This window comes from Azospirillum fermentarium, from assembly GCF_025961205.1.
GTDB classification, from domain to species: Bacteria; Pseudomonadota; Alphaproteobacteria; order Azospirillales; family Azospirillaceae; genus Azospirillum; species Azospirillum fermentarium.
On record NZ_JAOQNH010000002.1, the window covers coordinates 173,434 to 189,897 of the forward strand.

The following is a 16,464-nucleotide window of genomic DNA, read 5'->3' on the forward strand; positions in this document are numbered from 1 at the left end:
CTCCCGCGGTTTAAACCCTTTCACGCATACTGCGCTTTGCGAATATAAGGCGGCCCCGGAGCGTGACAAGCGGTAAGGCTGGTAGCATTCACCCGCATGGAGAAGCGGCACGGTTGCATTCGGCGGAAATGCATCCCATAGTGTGCTGATTGTGCCGCCGGTGCGGAGTGCGTGGGCTCTGGGCAGATACAGATGATGGCTGCTGCGTGCAGGATAATCGTCCGGCTTGTGCTGGCGGCGGCGCTGATCTTGGGGGTGGGCGCCGTTTCGGCCCAAGAGCCGGAGCGTCCGCCCCCCCTCAGCCCTATCGAAGCCGCTTTTTCCGCCCGTGCGAGTCAGACTCTGAGGCTCTTCGGCTATGACCACATCGCCACCCCCGTGCCGCCCCCGGCCGTGGGGGCGGTGAGCGGCCATTACCGGCTGGGGGTGGGCGATGCGGTGACCGTCACGTTCCGGGGGGCGGAGAAGGCCGAGCCCAAGCGCATCGCCGTCGATGTGGAGGGACGGCTGACGGTGGAGGGCATCCCCCCGCTGATGGCCGCGGGCCGGACCATCGACGACGTGCGCGCCGAGCTGGCGGCTCTGGTCACCACCACCCGCGGGGAGGGGACGGCGGTGTTCCTGTCGCTCAGCGCGTTGCGCCGTGTCGGCGTGCTGGTCACGGGGGAAGTGCCCCGCCCGGGGATTCAGGATCTGACCGCCTTTGCCACCGTCTTCGATGCACTGAGCGCGGCTGGCGGGGTGACCCGCGCCGGGTCGTTGCGGGCCATCCGTCTGTTCCGTGCCGATGGGCAGACGATGACGGTGGATCTGTACGGCCTGTTGCTGTCGGGCGATGGCGGGGCCGCCGATACGCGGGTCCGTGACGGCGACCGGCTGGTGGTGCCGCCTTTGGGGCCGGTGATCGGGGTGGCCGGGCCGTTGAAGCGTCCCGGTCTGTTCGAATTGCCCCGCGGCAGCGCTCCCATGCCGATGGCGGAGGCCGAAGCGCTGGCCGGCGGGCGCCTGCGCCCCGGCCCGGCCCGCGCCCTGCGCCTGGGCATCGGTGCCGGCGGGGCGGAAACCGCCGAACCGATCCCGGATCCCGGTGTGCCGGCCCTGCAGGACGGCGACCTGCTGATGCTGACCCCCGTGCGGGAGGACCGCACGGGCGTGGTCTATGTGGACGGCCATGTCCGCCGCCCCGGCCCCCGCGCCCGGCGGGAAGCGCCCGATCTCGGCCGTCTGGTGACACGCCCCGATCTCGGCGATTCAGCCTATCTTCCCTTCGCCGTTCTGGCCCGCACGGATCCCGCCACCCACCAGCGCCGGCTGGAGCCGGTGGATCTTCAGGCCGTGCTGGCAGGAAAGGACAAGCGGCCGCTGACCGATGGCGACACCCTGCTGGTGCTGGGCATGGCGGAGGTGGAGTTCCTGACCTCGGCCTCCGTCCTGGCGCTGTTGCGCGGCGGGCCGGCGGAACCCCAGCCGGATTGCCGGGGGCTGGAGCTTCTGGCCCGAACCCTGGCCGCCGACCCCGGCGGCCCCCTGGCACGCGGACCGCAGGCCGTGGCCGCCGCGGCGCTGACCGGCGGCCCCCGGCCCTGTCCGCCCCTGTTCCAGGACGAGCCGGAGCTGTTGCCCTTCGCCCTGTCCCACGCCGTGCTGAAAACCGCCGGAACGGCGCCGGGCCTCTACCCCATGATGCCAGCCGTGGCGCGGCCCCGCGTGCAGGACCGGCGGGCGGCGCGGATCGAGGTTTTGGGCCATGTGCGCCATCCCGGCGTCTGGCCCCTGACCGAGGCCGCCACCCTTCAGGCCGCCCTGGCCGGGGCGGGCGGGGCGGAACCGGGCGCCTATCCCCTTCTGGGGGTGATCGCCCGGTTCGATGCGGCCACCATGACCCGCACCCTCGTCCCCTTCTTTCCCCAAAATGTGGCGGGTGGCGTGGCAACCCGCCGGTTGTTCGATAACGACCGGCTCTATCTCTTCTCCACCGACACCATCCGCACCCTGGCCGAGCCCGGAACCGGGGAAGAGGGGGGTGCTTCGGCGGAAGAGGATCTGCCGTTGGACGGCGCCGTCATCGGCGCCGACATCGCCGCACTGATCCGGGAACGGGGTGTCCCGGTGCGCGGTGCTGTGCGGTTGCCCGGCGTTTACCCGGTGGCCGAGGGGGTGACGGTGGGGGCGTTGCTGGCCGCGGCCGGCGGGCTGTCCACGGCGGCGGAGCCGGAAACCGCCGAACTGACCATGGCCGGCACTCCGCCCCGCCGCCGCACCCTGAACCTTTCCACCCGCGATGCCCTGGCCATCCTGGTCAATCCCGGCGACGCCCTACGGGTGAACCAGCGCCCATCGGCGCTGGAAACCGTGGCCGTCACGCTGGAAGGGGAGGTGAGATACCCCGGCCGTTATGACGTGCTGCGCGACGACACCCTGAAGACCCTGATCGAGCGGGCCGGGGGGCTGAGCGCCGACGCCTATCCCGCCGGCGCCATCTTCCTGAGGGAAGCGGAGCGGCGGCGGAAAAAGGCGGAGTTCGAGGAACAGGCCCGCACGCTGGAGGCCGGGATCCTGCGTGAGCAGCAGAAAGGCTCCGGGATGCGGCAGGAGGACGTGGCGCTGGCCCGTTCCCTGGCCGACCGGCTCCGCGCCGCCGACCCGCCGGGCCGCATCGTGGTGGAAGCCGACCCGGCGGAGTTGCGCCGTTTCCCCGAGCGCGACGTGCTGCTGGAGCCTGGCGACCGCATCGTCATTCCCAAACGCCCCCTGACCGTGGCGGTGTCGGGAGAGGTCATGGCCCCCGCCGCCCTGCGGTTCCAGGCGGGCAAGGCCGCCGATGCCTACATCCACGAGGCCGGCGGCCCCAGCCGCGCCGCCGATCTGGGGCGGGCCTTTCTGCTCAGGCCCGACGGCAGTGCTGAGCCGCTGCCGCTGTCGTCCTGGAACCACCGCGTGACCGCGGTCGCCCCCGGCTCGGTGATCGTGGTGCCCACCGATCCCAAACCGTTCACCGGTTTGGACATCTTCAAGGACATCGGCAGCGTGCTGAGCCAGTTGGCCCTGACCGCCGCCTCCATCGCGGTGATTTCCCGATGACCGCCCCCGTTCCGACCGCCGGCGCGGGGCGGCCCTGGCTGTCGGTGCTGACGGTGGCGCGCGGCAACCGTGCCGGGTTGATCCAGACCCGTGACAGCCTGCGGGAGCAGGTGGGCGGCGGCGCTTGGGAATGGGTCGTGGTGGACGGCGGGTCCACCGACGGCACCGTCCCATGGCTGTCGGAGCAGGCGGCGGACCTGCCGGCCGTGCGCTGGTGCTCGGCGTCCGACCGCGGGCCGTACGACGGGATGAACCGTGCCATGGACCGGGCGCGTGGCGTCTGGCTGCTGTTTCTCAACGCGGGCGACCGGCTGGCGGGGCCGGATACGCTGGCCCGTCTGGCCGCTGTGGCGGCCACGGCCCCATCCGCCGCCGGTCTGTTGTACGGTGATGCGCTGGAGCGGCTGGCCGGCGGCGCGGTGGTGCGGAAACCGGCGCGCAGCCACCGCACCGCCGTGTGGGGCATGTTTACCCACCATCAGGCCATGCTGTACCGGCACGCGGTGGTGGCGGGGCTGCGCTATGATCTGCGCTTTGCCATCGGGGCCGATTACGCCTTCACCGTGCAGGTGCTCCGCCGGAGTGGCGAACCGGTGCGATTCGCCTTCCCCGTGTGTGTGTTTGCACCCGGCGGTCTGTCCCAGCGCGACCCGGCCACGGGCCGTGCCGACCTTCAGGCTATCCGCCGCGAGTATCTTGGGCTGAATCCCACCGTTTGTGCAGCAATCAAAGGGTTGCAGTTTCTGGTTTTCTTCTTAAGGCGTCATTTTCCGGCCCTCTACGCGAAAGGCCGTTTCCACACCTCAGTAACAACGTTTCGTTTGTAGAGCGGGCGCCTTTTTTCGCGTTTTTCGGGTTGCTCCGCTCATAAAGTTGCATAAAATTTCCTTCCAGAGCTAACCATCACGTGTTGGCCCGGGTCAGGACGCTGCCGGTTTCTCTGCGGCGTCTGGTGCCGAAACGTCATTTGTGCCGTTGCCAACCCTTGCGAAGGGCCGCCATCCCATGACCATGAACAGCAAGAACTCCCTGCCGCCCGCCCACACCCTGTCCCGCCGTGGCGAAGGGCCGAACCCCATCGACATCCACGTGGGCGCCCGCCTGCGTCTGCGCCGCACCCTGTTGGGGCTGAGCCAGGAAAAATTGGGTGAAGCGGTCGGCATCACCTTCCAGCAGCTTCAGAAGTACGAGCGCGGGTCCAACCGCATCAGCGCTAGCCGCCTGTTCAACCTGTCCCAGGTTCTGGGCGTGCCGGTCAGCTATTTCTTCGAAGAGCTGCCCCCCGCGGACACCGTGCTGGTGGAAGACGAGCCGGCGGCCAGCGAGACCGACGAGTTCGAATCCATGGCCCGCCGGGAAACTCTGGAACTGGTGCGCGCCTATTACCGGATCAACGATTCCTCGGTGCGCAAGCGCACCTTCGATCTGGTCAAGGCGCTGGGCGGCGAAGCCCGCGAATACGCCCAGGCGGCGGAGTAACGGGCGGTAACGGCACGGTGCCGTCCTGGCGGGGTGAAGCGGTGGCCAGATACCGCCGCTTCACCCCGACCTGCCAGTAATAGAACGCACGGGCCAAGGCATAATCGAATCCGGCCCGGCCATCCAGAAAGCCCAGCCGCAGCCCATAGCTGTGGAAAAACACCGCAAGCGGGCGCAGCGGCGTCACGGCGAACAGCCGTTTCAGCCATCGGCGGCGTGGCCCTTCCCCGGCCCGCAACGCACCGGTCCGCCCGGCGGCGGCCATGGCCGCTTCCCAATCGGAATAGCGGTTGTGGCGTGCGAACCACAGGGCGGGCGGCCGCGCGTCCCCATGCCACAACGGGTGCCGCAACCGCCCGGCGGTGCCGTCCAGCATGGGTTGGTAATGCCCCTCCACCTCTCCGGTCCCGGTCACGCCGGGAAGGGACAGGCCCGGCAGGTCCAGATCGGGGCATGGGGGAAAGCGGGCGCGGCGGCGGTCCAGCAACGCCAGCTTGCGGTTGACCGCGCCGAACCGCAGCGGCACCCCGCAGAACACCGGGCGGCCCGTGATGAAATAGCCGGCATGGGCTGGACCATGGTCCATCAGCACGGCGATTTCCGCCGCCAATTCCGGTGTCAGCCGCTCGTCGGCATCCACATACAGCACCCAGGGATGGGCAAACGGCAGGGTGTCCAGGCACCATTGCTTCTTTTTCGGCGCCCCCCCGTTCCAGTGGAACGGCACCACCCGCGCGCCCCAGGCGGCGGCAAGAGCGGGCGTGCCGTCGGTGCTGTGCGAATCCACCACGAACACCTCGGCGAAGGCGGCGAGCGGCTCCAGGCACCACGGCAGGGTGGCGGCGTTGTCGCGGGTCATGATGACCACCGACACCGGAATGCGCCGCTCAGCCATCACGCCGCCGTCGCCATGCCGCACGGGCCGCGGCCAGGACGATGCCCAGCGGCACCCCCGCCGCCAGGGCGCCCGGCAGCACGATCACGGGGTCGGGCCAGTCGGGCTGCGGCGGTGCGCTGGCCGGTTCGATGGGGTCGGCGGCGAAGGGAAGCCCGGCCCGCAGCATCACCTGGATCCGTTCCTGATCCGCCAGCATCTGGGAAAAGACCTGCCGGGTGTCGTCGCGTCCCGGCGCGCCACTGACGACTTCGCGCAGATAGGCGGTTTGTGCCGCGCTGCGCCGTTCGGCCTCCCGCCGCAGATGACCGTCGCTGAGGTCCATCACCCGTGTCAGCAAGGCCATGGCAAAAGCCCGGTCGGGATGGCGCAGCCGCAGCCGGCGCATGGGCGTGGTTCCCACCGGCTCGATCATCAACGCCGTGCGCAGCCACGCCGCCACCATGCCGGCGTCGGGTTTCACCGGCTCCTCCCGCCCGCTGAGCGTCAGAAGGGCACGGCGCATCAGGGCTGCCGCCCCGCCGGGCGGGCGCCACGCGGCAGCGGCGGCATCCCACCGGCTGGGGAAGAGACGGGGCAGAACCCCCGGATCCTCCATCAGCGCCTGAGCCACGGGAGCGGAGGTCAGCAGGTGCAGGAAGCGGGTGAAATCCGACAGGGTTTCCTCGGCGGCCCCCGGCTCGGCCAGCCCGAACGCCTGGCCTCCGGCCGCGGGCACCCGTGTGCCCATGCCGGCCACCCCGGTGCGGGCGGTGGGACCGGTCACCAGGACGGCGGTGTAGTGCGGCTCCACGCTCCACAGCCCGGCCAGCGCCGCCAGCACGCACAAGAGCACCGTCGCGGCCACCGTGCGCCATCCCTGGGCCGCGGCACTCGCCACCGCCCGCAGCCCATCGCCCGGCTGGCCGTCTCCGGCCCCGGCCGCTGCGCGGGGGGCCGTGGCGGTGCCGGTGTCAGCCATGCCGTGCCCTCCAGCGCCATGCCTGTGGCGTGCCGGCCCGGTCCGGCATCATCAGGGCCGCGAGCGTCCGGGCGGCCCGGTCCGCCGGGGGAAGGAGAGGCACGGCGGCGGGCATCGGGGAGCCCCCGCCCGCCATCCGTTCCGTCACCGCCGCGGCCAAGGCGGCACCGTCGTGGGGTGGCAGCACCGCCCCGCCCCCGCTCAGCGCCAGCCGTGCGGCATCGCTGCCACCGGGGCCGAGGAACAGGCACGGACGTCCGGCTGCCACCGCCGCCGTCACCTTGGACGGGACCATCAGCCCCTCGGCCCGCGGGTCGAGGGTGGCGAGGTGCACGTCCGCCGCCGACAGGCTGTCCGCCACCCCTTCCGCCGGCTCCAGCGGCAGGCGCCACAGGTTGTCCGGCGGGGTGCTGCCCATGGCCCGCTCCAGGGCTGCCGCTCCGCGCCCGCCGCCGATGATCACGAACAGGGCCGCGGGCACCCGGCGGGCGGCGTCCACCACCGCCCCCATGGGATGGGCCAGACCGATGGTCCCGGAATAGAGGGCGACGAAACGGGTCCGGGGAATGCCGTGGCGCTGCCGGAACGCGCCGTCCGTCACCGGATGCACGGCGGGGTCGGCCCAGTTGGGGTGCACCGTCAGCCGGTCCTCAGGAACCCCCAGCCCGGCGAGCCGTGCGGCCATGCAGCCGCCGATGGCGGCAACCCCGTCATAGCCCCGCAGCACCCGCCCCATCAGGCGGTTCCAGACGGGAAGGCCTGGCACCGGACGCCCCAGCACCGGCAGCAGGGCGGGATAGAGATCCTGGCACCAATGGAGCAGCCGAACCGGCCTTCCGCCTTCCGCGCCGAACCGTGCCGCCAGCACCGGCCCGGCCAGGGCCAGCAGCGGCGGATCGGTCATGGTGACGATGACGTCGGGGTGCTCCACCCGCAACGCCGCCGCCGTCAGCCGGGCGAGGCAGGCACCATAGGTGCGCATGGACGCGGCCCCCGCCACACCGGAACCGCCGGCCCGGCGCACGGCCACCCCCGGCGGCGGATCGGACGGGCCGCCACCGTCGGCCACCACCGTCACCCGCCAGCCCATGGCGGCCATCCGCCCGGCCAGATCGGCCAGAAGCCGTCCGGTGGCCCCGTGGTCCGGGGGAAACACACGGTTGAGAAACAGGATGGACGGCGGAGCGCAGGACACCAGCAACGGCTCTCCTCCTCGGCGAATGCATCCATAAGTATGCCATTGCCGTTGCGGCGAAGCTATACCGTTGTGGTGTCCGTGCCCCTGCCGCGCGGACTTACGGGTTGGAGTCCTGCAGCACCCCCCGGCGGATCTGGTCGCGCTCGATGCTTTCGAACAGGGCGCGGAAGTTGCCCTCGCCGAAGCCCTCGTCGCCCTTGCGCTGGATGATCTCGAAGAAGATCGGGCCGATCACCGGGGCGGTGAAGATCTGCAGCAGCCGTCCGCCCCCCGGCGCCCCGTCCATCAGCAGGCCGTCGCGCATCAGCCGCGCCACGTCCTCCCCATGGCCGGGCAGGCGTTCGTCCAGCATTTCGTAATAGGTGGCGGGGGGCGCGTCCAGAAAGCGGGTGCCCGCGGCGGCCAGCCGCTCCACCGTGCCGTAGATGTCGCCGCTGGACAGGGCCACGTGCTGGATTCCCTCCCCGTGATAGGCATCGAGATATTCTTCGATCTGGTCCTTGCCGCCGGTTCCGGCGGATTCGTTGATGGGGATGCGGATCTTGCCGCAGGGGCTGGTCATGGCGCGGGACTTGATGCCCGTCAGCTTGCCTTCGATGTCGAAATAGCGGATTTCCCGGAAGTTGAAGAGGCGGGTGTAGAAATCCGCCCACTGGTCCATCCGTCCGCGGTGGACGTTGTGGGTCAGGTGGTCGATGCCCAGCAGCCCCGCGCCGTCGGTCTCCGCCGGTCCGGCGTCGTCGAGAAACTCGAAATCCACATCATAGATGCTGTGGCTGCCGTAACGGTCCACCAGATAGAGCAGGCTGCCCCCGATACCCCGGATAGCCGGGATGTTGAGTTCCATCGGCCCGGTCTTTCCCTCCACACCCTTCGCCCCCAGCGCCAGGGCGCGGGTGTAGGCGTGGGAGGAATCGGCCACCCGGAAGGCCATGGCGCAGATGCTGGGGCCGTGAACGCGGGCGAACGCCTGGGCGAAGCTGTCGGGCTCGGCGTTGACGATGAAATTGACGCCCCCCTGCCGCCACAGGGTCACGTCCTTCGACCGGTGACGGGCCACGGGGCGGAAGCCCAGCCGGGCGAACAGGCCCCCCAGCTCGGCGGGGTTGGGGGCGGTGTATTCGACGAATTCGAACCCGTCGGTGCCCATCGGGTTCAGGTCGGAAATCATCGCGGCCATGCGGCGCGTGCCCATGGGGAACCTCCCATCGTCCGTTGTTTGGACAAAAGATGGGAGGTGCCGCCGTCCGCGGCAAAGCCGATCAGCCCGCCTTCACCAGAATCGACAGCCGCGCCGGCTGATCGAAGAAGAAGGCGCCGTCGCGCACCTGGGCCAGGGCGTGGAAGCGTTCGCGCAGCACCGCTTCCCCCGCCGCCACCCGCGCCTTGCGCTCAGGGTCGATCAGGCCCATGCGGGTGGCGAACGCCTCGTAGCTGTCCAGGCGCACGGGGTTGAGGTAGATCACCTCCGCCTGCTCGCGGAACAGGCCGGCGGCACAGGCGCGCTTGACGGCGGCATAGGCGGCGGCGCGGACCGCCTCCTCGTCCTCCACCAGCCGGGTGACCTGGAAGAAATCCCCCTCCGGCAGCGGTTCGTTGACCAGGGCGATGCCGCCGGGGGCCAGCACGCGCGCCGCCTCGCACAGTGCCGCGTCCATGCATTCCAGGGGCACATGGTGCAGGCTGTTCATGAACACCACCCGGTCCATGGCGGAGTCGGGCAGGGGCAGCGCCTGGGCCACCCCCTCTCTATAGGTCTCGTTGCCCGCCGGGGCGGCGGCGCGGGCGCGCGCCAGCATCTCCGCACCGCATTCCACCCCGGTCACCGCGCCACCCAGCGCCGTCAGGGCGCGCACCAGCCCACCGTCGCCACAGCCGATATCGGCGATGCGGCGGCCCGGCAGGTCCACGTGGTCGGCGATCACATCCAGCGCACGGCGGCGGACGGGCGGGGTCATGGCGGGGAATCCTTTCATGGTGTGACGCAGGCAGGGGGTGACCTTACGTCACCGGCCGTCACGCCACAACATTAGAAATTCCTTCTAAACGGAGCATGTTGACAGTTCGTTGAGCGTACAATAATACGCGAACCGCCGTCCGGCGGCGTTGTCTGGCGCCGTCAAGGGTGTATAAGGGGTGCCGCACATTCCCCCGCCCCGGCATCACGAATCCTGCACGCCGCGGCGGGGCCGCGCACCATGGCATGTCAAGACCATAAGGAACGCCCCGATGCCCGACGCCGTGACTCCCGCCACCCTGTTCCCGCTCGGCAAGGACGAGACGCAATACCGCAAGCTGACCTCCGACTACGTCTCCGTCGTGGAGTTCGACGGGGAGGAGGTGCTGAAGGTTGAGCCGGAAGGGCTGCGCCTTTTGGCGGAGCAGGCGTTCGCCGACATCAACCATCTGCTGCGCCCCAGCCATCTGAAGCAGGTGCGCGCGATCCTGGACGACCCCGAAGCTTCGGCCAACGACAAGTTCGTGGCGCTGGACCTGCTGAAGAACGCCAACATCGCCGCCGCCGGCACGCTGCCCATGTGCCAGGACACCGGCACCGCCATCATCATGGGCAAGAAGGGCCGCCGGGTGTGGACCAAGGGCGGTGACGAGGCGGCGCTGTCCGCCGGAGCCAGCGACGCGTACCTGAAGCGCAACCTGCGCTACAGCCAGCTCGCGCCCATCTCCATGTACGAGGAAAAGAACACCCGTACCAACCTGCCGGCGCAGGTGGAGATCTATTCCGAGGGCGAGGACTATTACAAGTTCCTGTTCATGGCCAAGGGCGGCGGGTCGGCCAACAAGACCTTCCTGCATCAGGCCACCCCGTCGGTGCTGGCGCCTGACCGGCTGCTGAAGTTCCTGGAAGACAAGATCCGCTATCTGGGCACCTCGGCCTGTCCCCCCTACCACCTGGCGGTGGTGATCGGGGGCCTCAGCGCCGAACAGAACCTGAAGACGGTGAAGCTGGCCTCTGCCCGTTACCTGGACGCGCTGCCGACCGAGGGCGGGGACGACGCCCACGCCTTCCGCGATCTGGCGATGGAAGCGGAAATCCATAAGATGACGCAGAACATGGGCATCGGCGCCCAGTTCGGCGGCAAGTATTTCTGCCACGACGTGCGCGTGATCCGTCTGCCGCGCCATGGCGCCTCGCTGCCCATCGGCATCGGCGTGTCGTGCTCCGCCGACCGTCAGGCGGTGGGCAAGATCACCCGCGACGGCATCTATCTGGAACAGCTTGAAACCGATCCGGCCCAGTACCTGCCGGAGATCGGCGACGAGCTGGCGGGCGAGGTGGTCAAGATCGACCTGAACCGCCCGATGGCCGAGATCCTGGCAACCCTGAACCAGTACCCGGTGCGCACGCGCCTGTCGCTGACCGGCCCGCTGATCGTCGCCCGCGATCTGGCCCATTCCAAGCTGCGCGCCCGTCTGGACGCCGGCGAGGGGCTGCCCGACTATTTCAAGAACCACCCCATCTATTACGCCGGCCCGGCCAAGACGCCGACGGGCTATGCGTCGGGTTCCTTCGGGCCGACCACGGCGGGGCGCATGGACAGCTTCGTCGATCAGTTCCAGGCGGCGGGCGGCTCCATGGTCATGCTGGCCAAGGGCAACCGTTCGCGCGAAGTGACCGAGGCCTGCAAGACGCACGGCGGCTTCTACCTCGGCTCCATCGGCGGTGCGGCGGCGGGCCTGGCCCAGAACTGCATCAAGAAGGTGGAGTGCATCGAATACCCCGAACTGGGCATGGAAGCCATCTGGCGGATCGAGGTGGAGGATTTCCCCGCCTTCATCATTGTCGATAACAAGGGCAATGACTTCTTCCAGGAGCTGAAGCTCAGCTAAACGCCACCCGCGGCCCCCGCCCAGACACAGGGCGGGGGCCGTTTCCTTATGGAGGAACCATGCCGTCCGATACCGCCCGCGCCGCCGACGCCCAGCGCCGCGCCCTGTTCGCCGCCGAAGTGATCGTGAACCGCCGGCTTCACGACTTTTCCATGCGCTACCAGACGCAGTATTCCAACGACGTGGCCCTCGAACGCAAAGCCATCGAAAAAGAGATCCGCGCCATCCGCCGCCGTGTTCCCTGGGCGCCGCTGGTGGACGATGCCCTCTCCGGTGCCGTGGCCGAGACGGCGGGGGTGAGTGCCGAGCAGGCCGCGGCCGTGCTGCGCGCGCTGGCCACGCTGCGCCCCGACGTGCTGAGCCTGGAACCGGCGCCGGAAGGCGACGACGAGGATGAGGAATAAGGAGGAAGCCGGTTGCGTTGGGACTTTCCTCTCCTTTAGGCTCGCCGCATTCCTGCGAATGCGCGGTGGGTGTTGAGGGGCGTCGCCCCTCAACGCTTCCCGACAGGGGCTGACGGCCCCTGTACCCCATCAATGGGATGCAAGGGCCGTCGGCCCTTGCCCGGGGTGTCGGGGGCAAGGCGCCCCTGACATGGTGCGCATCCACGGGGCCAATGGTCGGGCTGACGGATTCTCACATCATGACACCGGACGAGTTGCAGGCCCGCGTTCTTTACCGCGACGGGCTGGTTCTCATCATCGACAAGCCCGCCGGCATTCCGGTCCACCAGGGGCCGGGCGGCGGCCCCAATCTGGAACAGAGCTTCGACGCCCTGCGCTTCGGCTTTCCCAAGCCGCCGGCCCTGGCCCACCGGCTGGACCGCGACACCGCGGGGTGCCTCGTGCTGGGCCGGCACCCCAAGGCGCTGCGACGGCTGGGCAAGCTGTTTTCCGAGGGGCGCGCGGCCAAGACCTATTGGGCGGTGACGGTGGGCGTGCCGACGGAACCCCAGGGCCGGATCGAAGCACCCTTGCTCAAGATCTCCACCCGCCGCGACGGCTGGCGCATGGTGGTGGACGAAACCGGGCAGAGTGCGGTCACCGATTACACGGTGCTGGGGCAGGCGGACGGGCTGGCATGGCTGGAACTGACGCCGCACACCGGGCGTACCCACCAGATCCGCGTGCATTGCGCCACGGCGCTGGGCTGCCCGCTGCTGGGCGACCCGCAGTATGCCACCGCCGAATCCGGTCGGCCCGGCGCGCCCATGCACCTGCTGTCCCGCGCCATCAGCCTGCCGCTGTACCCCAAGCGCGATGCGGTCGGTGCGGTGGCGCCGGTGCCGCCCCATATGGCGGCGGCGCTTGCGGCCTGCGGGTTTACCACCGGGGGATAATCCCCTCCGCGCCCGGACCCCGGCCGCCGGCTGTTGCGTTACCCGTGCGGGTTCAACAGCGGCGGTTGCGCTTTTCCCATGACCACCATTGAGGCGTGCCGCAGCCGGGCCGAGGCGGAACGGCGGTTTTTGGCCGGGCTGGCGCGGGCGTTCGGCGGGGCCATCCTGTTTTCCCTGCCCCTGTTCATGACCATGGAGATGTGGTCGCTGGGCTTTACCATGGACCGGCTGCGGCTGGCGCTGCTGCTGGTGGTGGGGCTGCCGCTGCTGGTGGGCCTGTCCCACTACATCGGGTTCGAGGAAACCTTCGGCTGGCAGGACGACGTGGTGGACAGCGCCGCCGCCTATGCCGTGGGGTTTTTGTCGGCGGGGGCCATGCTGCTGCTGTTCGGGGTGGTCGGGGCCGGCATGGGGCTGGACGAGATCGTCGGCAAGGTCTCCTTGCAGGCGTTTGCCGGAGCGGTGGGGGCCATGCTGGCGCAGAACCAGTTCGGCCAGCGCACCGAGGAACGCACCGACGGGCGCCGCATCCGCCATTACGGCGAAGAGCTTCTCATCATGGTGATCGGCGCCCTGTTCCTGGCGCTCAACGTCGCCCCCACCGAGGAGGTGGAACTGATCGCCTATCAGATGTCCCCGTGGCAGGCGCCGGTGATGGTGGCGGTGACGCTGGGGCTGATGCACGCCTTCGTCTACGCCGTGCATTTCCGGGGGGAGGAGGGGCGCTTTCCCGAGGGCACCTCGTTCCTCAGCCTGTTCCTGCGCTACACGGTGGCCGGCTACGCCCTGGTGCTGCTGGTGTGCCTGTACGTTCTGTGGAGCTTCGGCGCGCTGGACGGCATGGGTGCGGCCCCGGCGCTGACGGTGGCGGCGGTGCTGGCCTTTCCCGGTGCCATGGGGGCCGCCGCAGCACGGCTCATTCTGTAAAGGGAGGAAAGCGCCATGGCCGAGGACTCCGGCATTCCCCGGACCGAATGGGCGGCGGCCTGCGCCGGTGGGGCGCTCCTGCTGGCGGCGGTGGGGTATCTGGTCTGGAACGCGGCGTTGTCCGCTGATTCGCCCCCCGACGTGGCGGCGGCGGTGGTGCGGGTGGACCGGCTGGACGATGGCTGGCGGGCGCTGGTGCGTGCCGACAACCACGGCGGCACCACGGCGGCGGAGGTGGCTGTGGTGGCGGAGCTGTCCCGTCCCGGCCAGCCGCCGGAACGGGTGACCATCACCTTCGACTATATCCCGGCGGATTCCCGGCGCACGGGCGGGGTGTTCTTCCGTTCCGATCCTGCTGGCGGCACCCTGACCGTGCGGGCCATCGGGTACAGGGATCCGTAAGAGCCGGGCCGATCAGTGGCCGGGTCAATCAGTCGTCGGGGTCATGCAGGACCGGCAGGCTGGCGCCGGTCAGGTTGGCGCCGGTGAAGCTGGCGTCGCGCACGTTGGCGTCGGTCAGCACCGCCCCGGTCAGATCGGCGCTGGTGAAATCGCATTCGGCCAGATTGGCCCCGCGCAGGTTGGTGCGCACCAGCGAGGCCCCGATCAGGCGGCAATTGGTCAGGTTCGCGGCCCACAGCCGTCCGGTGGGCCGCCCGTCCGGCCCCTTTATATCGACCCAGCCGATCCCCGCCCCATCCATCCGAGCGCCGGTCAGGTTGGCGCCACGCATGTTGGCGCCGTCCAGGATGGCGCCGGTGAAATCCGCCTCGCGCAGGTCGGCGTCGGACATGTCGCACATGATCAGCAGGCTGTCGCGCATCTTGGCGTGGGACAGGATGGCGCGGCGCAGGGTGGCGCCCGACAGGTTCACCCCGTGCAGGTCGATGTGCGACAGGTCGGCCCCGGTCAGGTCGGCCCGTGTGCCCATGGACCCGTTGGTGTTGATCCAGGTGTAGTGGTTGTGCAGCGCTTCCTGGATCTGGATCGAGAAATTTTCCGCCGAGCGGGCCAGATTGGCGCCGGTGGTGTCGGCCCCGGCAAGATCGACCCCTTCCAGCTTGGCGCCCTGCAGGTCGGCGTTGCGCAGGTTGGCCCCGGCCAGCATGGCGCCGGTCAGGTTGGCGTCCCGCAGCACCGCCCCCGACAGGTTGACGCCGGACAGGTTGCAGCCGCGCATGTCGGCACGGGTCAGGTTGCAGTTCTTCATGGCCGAGCGGATCAGCGTCGCCCCGGTCAGCAGCGCCCCTTCGCAATCGGCCCCGTTCATGGACACGTCGGTCAGGTCCGCACCCGACAGGTTGGCGTCGGTCATGGAGGCATCGTCGAAATCGCTGCCCGTCAGGTCGGAGCGCACGAAATCCAGCCCCTTGCCCCCGCTTCCGCCGCCACCGTACAGCAGGGCGCCGCCGCGCAGGTCGGCTTCCTTCAGGATGGCACGCTTCAGCTTGGCCCCCCGCATCCGCGCGCCGCGCAGGTCGGCGCGCGTCAGGTTGCAGCCGCTCAGGTCCGCCTTGGTCAGGTGGGCGGCGAACAGGTCGGCCTGGGTCAGGTTGCCGTTGCTGAGATCGCAATGGGACAGGTTGGCGCCCGACAGCTTGCCCGAGGTCAGGTTGACCCCGGACAGGTTGGCCCCCTCCAGATTGGCCATGGTCAGGTTGGCGCGGGCGCCGCCCTGGCGGTTTTTCAGCCAGCGCTCGTGCTTTTCCAGCACAGCGACCAACTCGTGTGGCGTCATCAGAGGTCGTCCCGGTTGCGAGCCGCCGCGCAGCCGGTGAGGAACCGGCGTGCCTGTGGCGGAAACATCCTATATGAAGGCTAGTTTCTTAAAACAATCTGTTCTAATCGTTAAGCCCGGCCCGATTCAAAAAAACGCCGGGGACGACGCAGGAGCCGTTGGAGGGAGAAATGGGAGGCGGACACACCGTCGCCGCGTTCGATGCGGAGCTGAAGCAGCTTCAGCGTATGATCGAAGATATGGGCCGTCTGGCGGAAAACCAGTTCGGTCAGGCCATGCACGCTCTGACCAACGCCGACACCGCGGCGGCGGCGGCGGTGATCGAGGGGGATGTGGGAATCGACCGCCTGGAAACCCAGGTGGAAGCCATGGCCGTGCGCATGCTGGCCCTGCGCCAGCCCATGGCCCGCGACCTGCGGGAAATCGTGGCCGCGTTCAAGGTGTCGTCCAATCTGGAGCGGCTGGGCGATTTCGCCCGCTCCATCGCCAAGCGTACCGTGACCCTGGCCTCCCTGCCGGTGGCGCCGCCGGTGGCCTCGCTGGCCTGGATGGGCGAGACGGTGCAGGGCATGATCCGCGACGTGGTGACCGCCTACGTCACCCAGGACGCAACGCTGGCCAAGGCCGTGCGCGACCGCGACAGCGCCGTGGACCATGCCTACACCGCGCTGTTCCGCGAAATGCTGACCTATATGATGGAATCGCCGCAGAACATCACCGGGGCCACCCATCTGCTGTTCGTCGCCAAATCCATCGAACGGGCGGGCGATCACGCCACCAACATCGCCGAGAACGTCTGCTTCCTGGTCGAAGGGCGGTTGCCGGCGGAGGAGCGGTTGAAGGACGACCAGAGCAGCTTTGCCGTTGCCGATGCCCCCGTGGCCAAGGACGGCGCGCGGGACTGAACCCGGCAACGCCCAAAAACGAAACCCCCGCCCGGCGGCCTGCCGGGCGGGGGTTTTCCGTTTGGCGTCACGGCGCTACGCCGTGGCCGATG

At 69.5% G+C, this 16,464-nt stretch carries 15 protein-coding genes; 9 read left to right on the forward strand and 6 right to left on the reverse strand.

Annotated elements, in window-relative coordinates:
• Nucleotides 1-192 precede the first annotated feature (192 nt).
• From M2352_RS15755 to M2352_RS15765, 3 genes are all read left to right on the forward strand, one after another.
• The gene (locus tag M2352_RS15755; RefSeq protein ID WP_264665522.1) at nt 193-3,081 is read left to right on the forward strand and encodes an SLBB domain-containing protein; all 2,889 of its coding nucleotides are present in this window, start codon (nt 193-195) and stop codon (nt 3,079-3,081) included.
• Nucleotides 3,078-3,908: a glycosyltransferase gene (locus tag M2352_RS15760; protein ID WP_264665523.1), complete on the forward strand. Its 831-nt coding sequence runs from the start codon at nt 3,078-3,080 to the stop codon at nt 3,906-3,908. The genes M2352_RS15755 and M2352_RS15760 overlap by 4 nt, the downstream gene beginning before the upstream one ends.
• Before the next feature lie 184 nt (nt 3,909-4,092).
• Nucleotides 4,093-4,560, forward strand: coding sequence for a helix-turn-helix domain-containing protein (locus M2352_RS15765; protein WP_264666347.1), 468 nt, complete (start codon nt 4,093-4,095; stop codon nt 4,558-4,560).
• Here the strand turns inward: M2352_RS15765 and M2352_RS15770 are convergent.
• From M2352_RS15770 to M2352_RS15790, 5 genes are all read right to left on the reverse strand, one after another.
• Nucleotides 4,511-5,455, reverse strand: a complete 945-nt coding sequence (locus tag M2352_RS15770) for a glycosyltransferase family 2 protein (RefSeq protein ID WP_264665524.1) — start codon at nt 5,453-5,455, stop codon at nt 4,511-4,513. The two genes, M2352_RS15765 and M2352_RS15770, sit on opposite strands and share 50 nt — an antisense overlap.
• Nucleotides 5,448-6,416 carry a hypothetical protein gene (locus M2352_RS15775; protein ID WP_264665525.1) on the reverse strand — a complete coding sequence of 323 codons (969 nt, stop codon included), beginning with the start codon at nt 6,414-6,416 and terminating at the stop codon, nt 5,448-5,450. The genes M2352_RS15770 and M2352_RS15775 overlap by 8 nt, the downstream gene beginning before the upstream one ends.
• Nucleotides 6,409-7,611, reverse strand: coding sequence for a glycosyltransferase family 4 protein (locus M2352_RS15780; RefSeq protein ID WP_264666348.1), 1,203 nt, complete (start codon nt 7,609-7,611; stop codon nt 6,409-6,411). Before M2352_RS15780 ends, M2352_RS15775 begins: the two co-directional genes overlap by 8 nt.
• A gap of 100 nt (nt 7,612-7,711) precedes the next feature.
• Entirely contained in the window at nt 7,712-8,809 is a 1,098-nt protein-coding gene (gene hppD, locus M2352_RS15785; protein WP_264665526.1) for a 4-hydroxyphenylpyruvate dioxygenase, read from the reverse strand.
• Between the two features lie 67 nt (nt 8,810-8,876).
• Nucleotides 8,877-9,572, reverse strand: a complete 696-nt coding sequence (locus M2352_RS15790; protein ID WP_264665527.1) for a class I SAM-dependent methyltransferase — start codon at nt 9,570-9,572, stop codon at nt 8,877-8,879.
• Nucleotides 9,573-9,843: 271 nt separating this feature from the next.
• Here M2352_RS15790 and M2352_RS15795 point away from each other — a divergent pair, with 271 nt between their 5' ends.
• The 5 genes from M2352_RS15795 (at nt 9,844) to M2352_RS15815 (ending at nt 14,131) form a co-directional block, all read left to right on the forward strand.
• The gene (locus M2352_RS15795) at nt 9,844-11,463 is read left to right on the forward strand and encodes a fumarate hydratase (RefSeq protein WP_264665528.1); all 1,620 of its coding nucleotides are present in this window, start codon (nt 9,844-9,846) and stop codon (nt 11,461-11,463) included.
• A 59-nt stretch (nt 11,464-11,522) separates the two neighbouring features.
• Nucleotides 11,523-11,867 carry a hypothetical protein gene (locus tag M2352_RS15800; protein ID WP_264665529.1) on the forward strand — a complete coding sequence of 115 codons (345 nt, stop codon included), beginning with the start codon at nt 11,523-11,525 and terminating at the stop codon, nt 11,865-11,867.
• A 239-nt stretch (nt 11,868-12,106) separates the two neighbouring features.
• Nucleotides 12,107-12,802: an RluA family pseudouridine synthase gene (locus M2352_RS15805; protein WP_264665530.1), complete on the forward strand. Its 696-nt coding sequence runs from the start codon at nt 12,107-12,109 to the stop codon at nt 12,800-12,802.
• Between the two features lie 78 nt (nt 12,803-12,880).
• A complete protein-coding gene (locus tag M2352_RS15810; RefSeq protein ID WP_264665531.1) occupies nt 12,881-13,729 on the forward strand; it encodes a TIGR02587 family membrane protein in 849 nt (282 codons plus the stop codon).
• Between the two features lie 15 nt (nt 13,730-13,744).
• Nucleotides 13,745-14,131: a hypothetical protein gene (locus M2352_RS15815; RefSeq protein ID WP_264665532.1), complete on the forward strand. Its 387-nt coding sequence runs from the start codon at nt 13,745-13,747 to the stop codon at nt 14,129-14,131.
• Between the two features lie 28 nt (nt 14,132-14,159).
• Here the strand turns inward: M2352_RS15815 and M2352_RS15820 are convergent, their stop codons facing one another.
• Nucleotides 14,160-15,467, reverse strand: coding sequence for a pentapeptide repeat-containing protein (locus M2352_RS15820; protein ID WP_264665533.1), 1,308 nt, complete (start codon nt 15,465-15,467; stop codon nt 14,160-14,162).
• Nucleotides 15,468-15,637: 170 nt separating this feature from the next.
• On the opposite strand from M2352_RS15820, the gene phoU reads away from it, so the two are divergent.
• On the forward strand, nt 15,638-16,372 hold the full coding sequence (gene phoU, locus M2352_RS15825; RefSeq protein ID WP_264665534.1) for a phosphate signaling complex protein PhoU: 735 nt from the start codon (nt 15,638-15,640) through the stop codon (nt 16,370-16,372).
• Nucleotides 16,373-16,464 lie beyond the last annotated feature (92 nt).